Origin of the sequence: Methylobacterium sp. (genome assembly GCF_019750675.1) — a bacterium.
Classification (GTDB): Bacteria; Pseudomonadota; Alphaproteobacteria; order Rhizobiales; family Beijerinckiaceae; genus Methylobacterium.
Map to the genome: position 1 here is coordinate 1 of NZ_JAIEOF010000242.1, position 7,833 is coordinate 7,833.

Genomic DNA, 7,833 nt, shown 5'->3' on the forward strand with positions numbered 1-7,833 from the left:
CGGGCCACGGTGGAGCGTCAGATCGAGGCGTTCCGGCGTGACGACGCGGCCACCGCCTACGCCCAGGCGGCCCCGGCCATCCAGAACATGTTCCCCTCGCCCGACACCTTCCTGGCGATGGTGCGGGAGGGCTATGCGGCCGTCTACCGCGCCCGGCGCTACAGCGTGGACCGCATCGAGGAGACCGGGGACGACGGCCTCGCCCTCGGGGTCACCCTCCAGGACGAAGCCGGCACCGACTGGGCCGCCCTCTACAGCCTGGAGCGCCAGCCCGACGGCGCCTGGCGCATCTCCGGCTGCCGCCTCGTGAAGGCGCCGGGGAGCAGCGCCTGACCGGAACGGCGCCTTTCGACACGCCCGCCGACATCGTGTAGACGGGGCGCCTTCCCGGAGGCCCCCTTGCTTCACGTTTCGACCCGCGGCGCCGCGGCGCCCCTCAGCTTTTCCGATGCCCTGCTCGCCGGCCTCGCCCGCGACGGCGGCCTCTACGTGCCCGAGACCTGGCCGCAGATCGCGAAACCCGCCATCGCGAACCTCGCGGGCCTGCGCTACGCCGACGCCGCCAAGACCGTGCTGCGCCCCCTCATCGATGGGGAGATCGCCGATGCGGACCTCGATCGGATGATCGAGGAAGCTTACGCCACGTTCCGGCACCCGGCGGTCTGCCCGCTGACCCAGCTCGACGACAACCTGTTCCTGCTCGAGCTCTTCCACGGGCCGACGCTCGCGTTCAAGGACGTGGCGATGCAGCTCCTCGGGCGCCTGATGGACCATGTCCTGCGGGCGCGCGGCGCCCGCGCCACCATCGTGGGCGCCACCTCGGGCGACACCGGGAGCGCGGCGGTCGAGGCCTTCCGGGGGCTCGATCAGGTCGACATCTTCATCCTGTTCCCGGAAGGCCGGGTCTCCGAGGTGCAGCGCCGGCAGATGACCTCGGTGGGGGCGCACAACGTCCACGCCATCGCCATCGACGGCAACTTCGACGATTGCCAGAACATCGTCAAAGCGCTGTTTCAGCACGCGGATTTCGCCGACGACGTGCGCCTCTCCGGCGTCAACTCCATCAACTGGGCCCGCGTCGCCGCCCAGGCGGTCTACTACTTCACCGCGGCCGTGGCGCTCGGTGCGCCGCATCGCCCGGTCTCCTTCGCGGTGCCGACCGGCAATTTCGGCGATATCCTGGCCGGCTGGGTCGCCAAGCGCATGGGGCTGCCGATCGAGCGCCTGATGATCGGCACCAACGCCAACGACATCCTGGCGCGCACCCTGGAGCACGGGGCCTACGAGGTGCGCGGCGTGCAGCCCACCACCTCTCCGTCCATGGACATCCAGATCTCCTCGAATTTCGAGCGCCTGCTGTTCGAGGCTCTCGGCCGCGACGCCACCAGCCTCGGCCGCCTCATGGCGGGCCTGAAGCAGTCGGGGGGCTTCCACCTCGACGCCGCCGTACTCGACACCGTGCGCTCCGAGTTCGACGCCACCGCCGTCTCTGAGCCCGAGGTCGTGGCGGAGATCGCCCGCACCCACGCCGAGACCGGGCACGTCATCGATCCCCATAGCGCCATCGGCGTGCACGCGGCCCGCAGGCTGCTCGCCAAGGACCCGCGCACGCCCGTGGTGGCGCTCGCCACCGCGCACGCGGCCAAGTTCCCCGACGCGGTGGCCAAGGCGATCGGCGGGCGGCGTCCGGAACTGCCGCCGCACCTCGCCGACCTGATGGACCGGCCCGAGACCTTCTCGCGGGTCGCCAACGACCAGGCGGCGGTCGAGACCTTCATCCGCGAACGCGCCCGCATCACCAGGGGAGCGTGAGCGCCCATGAACCAGCATTTCGCCACCCACGGGGCCTCCCCCGACCTGAAGATCACCAAGCTCGACAACGGGGTCACCGTGGTCAGCGAGGCCATGCCGGGCGTGGCGACGGCGACCCTCGGGGTCTGGGTCGGGGCGGGCTCGCGCCACGAGCGCGCGGACGAGGGCGGCCTCAGCCACCTCATCGAGCACATGGCCTTCAAGGGCACGAAGACCCGCTCGGCGCGCCGCATCGCGGAGGACATCGAGAATGTCGGCGGCGACATCAACGCCGCCACCAGCGCCGAGGGCACGAGCTACACGGCGCGGGTGCTGGGCGAGGACGCGGAAATCGCCCTCGACGTGATCGGCGACATCCTCACGGATTCGGTCTTCGACGCCGGTGAACTCGCCCGCGAGAAGAGCGTGATCCTGCAGGAGCACGCGGCCATCGAGGACACGCCGGACGACGTCGTCTACGAGGCTTTCACCGAGGCGGCGTTCCCGAACCAGCCCATGGGCCGGCCGATCATCGGCACGCCGCAGACCATCAACAGCTTCGACCGCGACGCCATCCAGGCCTATATCGCGCGGGAATACACCCCGGATCGCATCGTGCTGGCTGCCGCCGGCGCCATCGAGCACGAGCGCATCGTCGCCTCCGCGACCCGGCACTTCGGTGGCCTCGCGCCGGTGCAGGCGCCCGAGACGGTCCCGGGCCTCTATGGCGGCGGCGAGAAGCGCCTGCCCAAGAAGCTCGAACAGGCGAACGTCGTGCTCGGCTTGCCGGGCCTCTCGTTCCGCGACGAGAACTACTACGCTCTGCACATCTTCGCGCAGGTTCTCGGGGGCGGCCTGACCTCCCGTCTCTGGCACGAGGTGCGCGAGACCCGCGGCCTCGCCTACGAGATCCAGTCCTTCCACTGGTCGTTCTACGATTGCGGCCTGTTCGGCATCGGCGCCGGCACGTCCGGCGGGGATCTCGCCGAACTCATGGACGTGACCCTCGAGGCGACGATCCGGGCGGCGGCGGACGCTGACACCGTGGAGGTCGCCCGCGCCAAGGCGCAGCTGAAGGTGGCGCTGCTCTCCGCCCTGGAGACGCCGGGTGGGCGCATCGAGCGCAACGCCCGGCAGATCCTGGCCTGGGGTCGCGTCATTCCCGCCAGCGAAGTCATCGCCAAGGTCGATGCCGTCACGGTGGACCACGTCCGCTCCGCCGGCAAACGCCTGCTTTCCGGTGCGCCGACCCTGGCGGCGATCGGGCCGATCAAGAAGCTGCCGGGCCTCGATCGGATCGCGGCGACCCTCCGCGCCGCTTGAGATCGCCTCCGCGCGATCGACGCGTTGGCCGTATCCGGTCGAGCCCGCCCGGCGTTCGAGCGAGGTCCCGATCCGCGATCCCGCCGGGATCACCGGAAGGGATCGAGGGGATCCGGTACGGCGCGATACCGCCCGGCTTGTTTTGGCCGCAAAGGCGGGCGATCGAGGCGGCTTCGAGCCACGGTTAGGAAACGGTGAATGCCCGTCCGCGGGGCGTCCGCCCGCCTTGCTCGCGGCGGAACCCGCCGATACGACTGAGCCGCCGGCTCAGACCTATCTTCTCGACCCCTTCTCCCCGACGACGCCCCGCCCGGCCGGAACACTCGCCCGTTGCGCAGAATCGCCCCCGTCATTGCCGTCGTCCTGTCGGCCCTCGTCGCCACGCTGCTCGGCCTCCTGGCCGGAAGCGCGCCGGCCCGGGCCGTCGAGGCCGTGCGGGTCACGCTCGATGCGCCGGCGATCGACCTGACCCCGATGATCGAGCGTTACCGCTCGGACGGCGACCTCATCCAGATCTCCACCGCTCCGGGCAAGGACGGCATCGTCCGCCGTATCGTGGTCAAGGCCCGCGACGCCGGGGCCCGGCCCGACTGGATGGTCTTCGCGCTGACCAACGACACCGACGAGCAGGTCGACCGCGTCCTCGTCGCCCCGCATTTCCGCCTCGTCGGCTCGGGCGTGATCTGGCCCGACCTGGGCGGCTCCCGGATCGCCGCCATCACGGCGAGCCAGGGCATCCGTCCCGAGCGCGACGAGAACCCGGATTCCGACCAGTTCGTCATCACCCTCGATCCGGGCGCCACCGTCACCTACGTGGCTGAGCTGCGCGGTCCGAACATTCCGCAGGTCTATCTCTGGGACCAGGAAGCCTACCGCAAGAAATCGACCGGTCTGACGCTCTACAAGGGTATCATCATCGGCATCGCAGGCCTGTTGGCCCTGTTCCTAACAATCATCTTCGTAGTCAAGGGCGCGATCATCTTTCCGGCGGCGGCCTCCCTCGCCTGGGCGGTCCTGGCCTATGCGTGCATCGACTTCGGCTTCCTGCAGCGCATCTTCCCCATCACCGAAGTGGCCGAGCGGGTCTACCGTGCCTCCACCGAGGCGGTTTTGGGCGCGACGCTCCTCGTCTTCCTGTTCGCCTATCTCAATCTCAGCCGCTGGCACGTCCGCTACAGCCACGTGGCCATTATCTGGCTCCTGTTCCTCGCCTGCCTCGTGGGCCTCGCGGTGTTCGATCCGCCCGTGGCGGCGGGCGTCGCGCGCATTTCCGTGGCGGCGGTGGCGGGGGTCGGCCTCCTGCTGATCGTCTACCTTGCCGCGCATAACGGTTACGACCGCGCCATCCTGCTGGTCCCGACCTGGTGCCTGCTCCTGGTCTGGGTGGTGGCGGCGGGCTTCGCCATCACCGGCCAGATCGGCAGCGACCTCGTCCAGCCGGCGCTGATCGGCGGCCTCGTGCTCATCGTCATGCTGATCGGCTTCACGGTGATGCAGCATGCCTTTGCGGGCGGTGGCCTCACCCACGCCCTCGTGTCGGACACCGAGCGGCGGGCGCTCGCCCTGACGGGGGCCGGCGACGTGGTGTTCGACTGGGACGTGCCCGGCGACCGGGTCTTCGCGGGCCAGGAGATCGAGGGCCAGCTCGGACTCAAGCGCGGCACCCTGGAAGGGCCGGCGGCGAACTGGCTCGCCCTCCTCCATCCCTTCGACGTCGAGCGATACTCGGCCGCGCTCGATACCGTGATCGAGGAGCGGCGCGGCCGCATCGTCCACGATTTCCGCCTTCGCTCCACGGTGGGGCCGTACTTCTGGTACCGCCTGAAGGCGCGCCCGGTCATCGGCTCGGACGGCGAGGTGATCCGCGTCGTCGGCACGATCAGCGACGTCACGGAGGTGAAGACCGCCGAGGAGCGCCTGCTGCACGACGCGGTCCACGACAGTCTGACGGGCCTGCCGAACCGCGAGCTCTTCTACGACCGCCTCGACGCTGCCCTCGCCTTCGCCAGCCAGGACCCGCGCCTGAAGCCCACGACGATCGTCCTCGACATCGATCGTTTCAAGGGAATCAACGAGGTCATCGGCCTCTCGGCGGGCGATTCCATCCTGCTGACCCTGTCGCGGCGCCTCGGCCGGCTCCTGCGGCCGCAGGACACCCTGGCCCGGGTCGCGGGCGACGAGTTCGCCCTGATCCTGCTCTCGGAGCGCGAGCCCGACCGGATTCTCGCCTTCGCGGAGATGATCCGCAAGGCGATCGCCACGCCGATCACCTACGCGGACCGCGAGATCTTCCTCACCGTCTCCGTCGGCATCACCCTGCACGAGGGCGGCGCGAATCTGAAGCGGGACGAGGTCTTCAAGAACGCCGAGATGGCCATGATCCAGGCCAAGCGCGGTGGCGGCGATCGCATCGAGGTCTTCCGCGCCACCATGCGCAACGAGCGCGGCGACCGGCTCATGCTGGAGGCGGACCTGCGCCGGTCGATCGAGCGCAACGAGATGAAGGTCCTGTTTCAGCCGATCGTCCGCCTGGAGGACCGCACCGTGGCGGGCTTCGAGACGCTGCTGCGCTGGGACCACCCCAAGCTCGGCCGCATCACCCCGGCGACCTTCCTGCCCATCGCGGAGGAGAGTGGCTTCATCGTCAACCTGGGCATCTTCGCCCTGGAGCGCACCGCCCTGGAACTCGCCGCCTGGCAGCGCTCCCTCGACGTCGATCCGCCGATCTTCGCGTCCGTCAACGTGTCCTCGCGTCAGCTCCTGCGGCACGACCTGCTGCACGACGTGAAGACGATCCTGGCGCGCTCCGGCGTGATCCCGGGTTCGCTCAAGCTCGAGCTGAGCGAGAGCCTCGTGATGGAGAACCCGGAATATGCCGCGCAGATGCTCCACCGCATCCGTGATCTCGGCGCCGGCCTCTCCCTCGACAATTTCGGCACCGGCTATTCGGCCCTGTCCTACCTGCAGCGCTTCCCCTTCGATGCGATCAAGATCGACCGCTCCTTCGTGCGCCAGATCGCGACGGGCCAGACTGCGATCCTGCGGTCCATCGTCAAGATGGCCCAGGAACTCGGACTGTCGATCATCGCCGAGGGCGCAGAATCCGAGGGGGATACGCAGGCCCTGTTCGAGCTCGGCTGCGAGTATGCGCAGGGATTTGCGTTCGGCGAGCCGATGTCGATGCTGCAGGCCCGTCAACTTCTCGGGGCCGCCCCCGAAGCAGCTTGAGGCGAAACGCCGAACCGATCCGCCGAAGTCCTGACGATCGGATTAAACTTCCCTTAACCATGATCCGGCATCGTTCAACCTCAGAACGGGTGCGAGCGGCGGGCGTGAGCGCCGGCCGCCAGGAGATGGTGTGATGGCGCAGGCCGCGTTGCGGATCGCAGACGACGAGATCGACACCAGCATCGTCCGGCGCCTGATGGCGCGGCCGCTCCACGTCGTTCCCGCCCCGGTTCCGGTGCGTGAGGAAGCGGCCCCCGCGCCCGCCCAGCCCGATCAGACGAATGCCGAAGTGACCCGCCTCCGGGCGGAGATCCAGGTGATGAAGGCGGTCCTCGGCGCCGAGCGCCGCGAGACGGAGCGCCTGCGGGACTGCCTGACCCGGTTGGACGTCCCCGAGACGCTGACGCCCGAGGCACGAATCGTCCGCGACCGCTGGGCAGCCCTCGTCGACATGATCCTCGACGGCCCGCGCTGACGCGCTGAAATCGCGTCGCGGCCCACTCATCCTTTCCCGCCTCTCCACCATTCGAAGGACGACCATGAGCGCCCGCTGCTCGCTCGTCGTCAACGGCAAGTCCGTGCGCATCTCCACCGGCGATACCCCGTTGGAGACCGCCCTCGCCGATGGGATGATCACCCCCGCCACAGGATTGAACGGACAGGGGTCGGCGCCGGCCCCGCGCCGCGCCCAGAGCCGTTCGCATCGCAGCGAGTCGGTGAAGCTCGCCCTGCCGCGCCCGGTCAGCATCGAAGCGCCCCGCTCCCATCCCCTCCCCGCCCGGAACCCCGCGATCCAGAAGCGGACCGGGACCGTGACGGAGATCAATCCGCTCGGACCGCATACCGTCGAGGTGGTGGTGACGCTGACGCGCCGCCTGCTGCTGGAGCCGGGGCATCAGGTCGTGGCGACCTTCGAGGGGTTCGAGCCCGCGACCCTTAGCCCGACCCTGCGGGTCGACGGGTCGGCCGAACTCAACGAACTCGTCTTCCACCTGCGCCTGAATTCCGACGGGCGTGGCCTCGGGCATGCCCTCGGCGAGGCGATCGATCTCGATCACCCCGTCAAGGTGAAGGGCCCGGTCGGTCGCGGCTTCTACCGGCCGGGGGGCGGACGTCTCGTCCTGCTCGCGGCCGAGACCGGCTTCGCGCCGATCTGGTCGATCGCACGGGCCGCCCGCTACATCGATCCGGCCCGCGAGGTCGCCCTGATGGTGGGCGCGCGCGATCCCCTCGACCTCTACATGCGCCCGGCCCTCGACTGGCTGCGCGCCACCGGCGTGAGCCGCATCGTCATGGTCTCCGACCGTACCCGTCAGCGCCCCCCCGAGGTCCGCCCGGGTCCCCTGACGGCCCATCTCCCTTCCCTGCGCAGCACCGACGTGGTCCACGTGGCGGGCGACGCCTCGACGGTCGGCGCCGTCGAGGTCCTGGCAGCGGCGTCCGGCGCCCGCTGCTATCCGGTGCTGATCGAGCCCGGCATCTGAGCGATCC

The 7,833-nt window shown here is 69.7% G+C and carries 6 protein-coding genes; all 6 read left to right on the forward strand.

Translation table 11 applies throughout. The features are described 5' to 3' along the window. The coding region (locus K2X24_RS12430) for a DUF4864 domain-containing protein (RefSeq protein ID WP_292498448.1) at nucleotides 1–333 on the forward strand (333 nt) is incomplete at its 5' end. Nucleotides 334–399: 66 nt separating this feature from the next. Next, nucleotides 400–1,812 (forward strand): threonine synthase, encoded by a 1,413-nt coding sequence (gene thrC, locus K2X24_RS12435; protein ID WP_292498451.1) that lies wholly within the window; start codon nucleotides 400–402, stop codon nucleotides 1,810–1,812. 6 nt (nucleotides 1,813–1,818) lie between these two features. Further along, complete coding sequence (locus K2X24_RS12440) at nucleotides 1,819–3,114, forward strand: pitrilysin family protein (protein WP_292498453.1); 1,296 nt, start codon at nucleotides 1,819–1,821, stop codon at nucleotides 3,112–3,114. A 330-nt stretch (nucleotides 3,115–3,444) separates the two neighbouring features. Further along, complete coding sequence (locus K2X24_RS12445; protein WP_292498455.1) at nucleotides 3,445–6,342, forward strand: EAL domain-containing protein; 2,898 nt, start codon at nucleotides 3,445–3,447, stop codon at nucleotides 6,340–6,342. A gap of 133 nt (nucleotides 6,343–6,475) precedes the next feature. Further along, nucleotides 6,476–6,817 carry a hypothetical protein gene (locus tag K2X24_RS12450; protein WP_292498457.1) on the forward strand — a complete coding sequence of 114 codons (342 nt, stop codon included), beginning with the start codon at nucleotides 6,476–6,478 and terminating at the stop codon, nucleotides 6,815–6,817. 64 nt (nucleotides 6,818–6,881) lie between these two features. Further along, nucleotides 6,882–7,826, forward strand: coding sequence for a ferredoxin--NAD(+) reductase (locus tag K2X24_RS12455; protein ID WP_292498460.1), 945 nt, complete (start codon nucleotides 6,882–6,884; stop codon nucleotides 7,824–7,826). Nucleotides 7,827–7,833 lie beyond the last annotated feature (7 nt).

Bases quoted from the DNA above. Each gene is read 5' to 3' on its own strand.
- K2X24_RS12440 (WP_292498453.1), top strand. From the start codon at position 1,819: ATGAACCAGCATTTCGCCACCCACGGGGCCTCCCCCGACCTGAAGATC.
- K2X24_RS12450 (WP_292498457.1), top strand. From the start codon at position 6,476: ATGGCGCAGGCCGCGTTGCGGATCGCAGACGACGAGATCGACACCAGC.
- K2X24_RS12455 (WP_292498460.1), top strand. From the start codon at position 6,882: ATGAGCGCCCGCTGCTCGCTCGTCGTCAACGGCAAGTCCGTGCGCATC.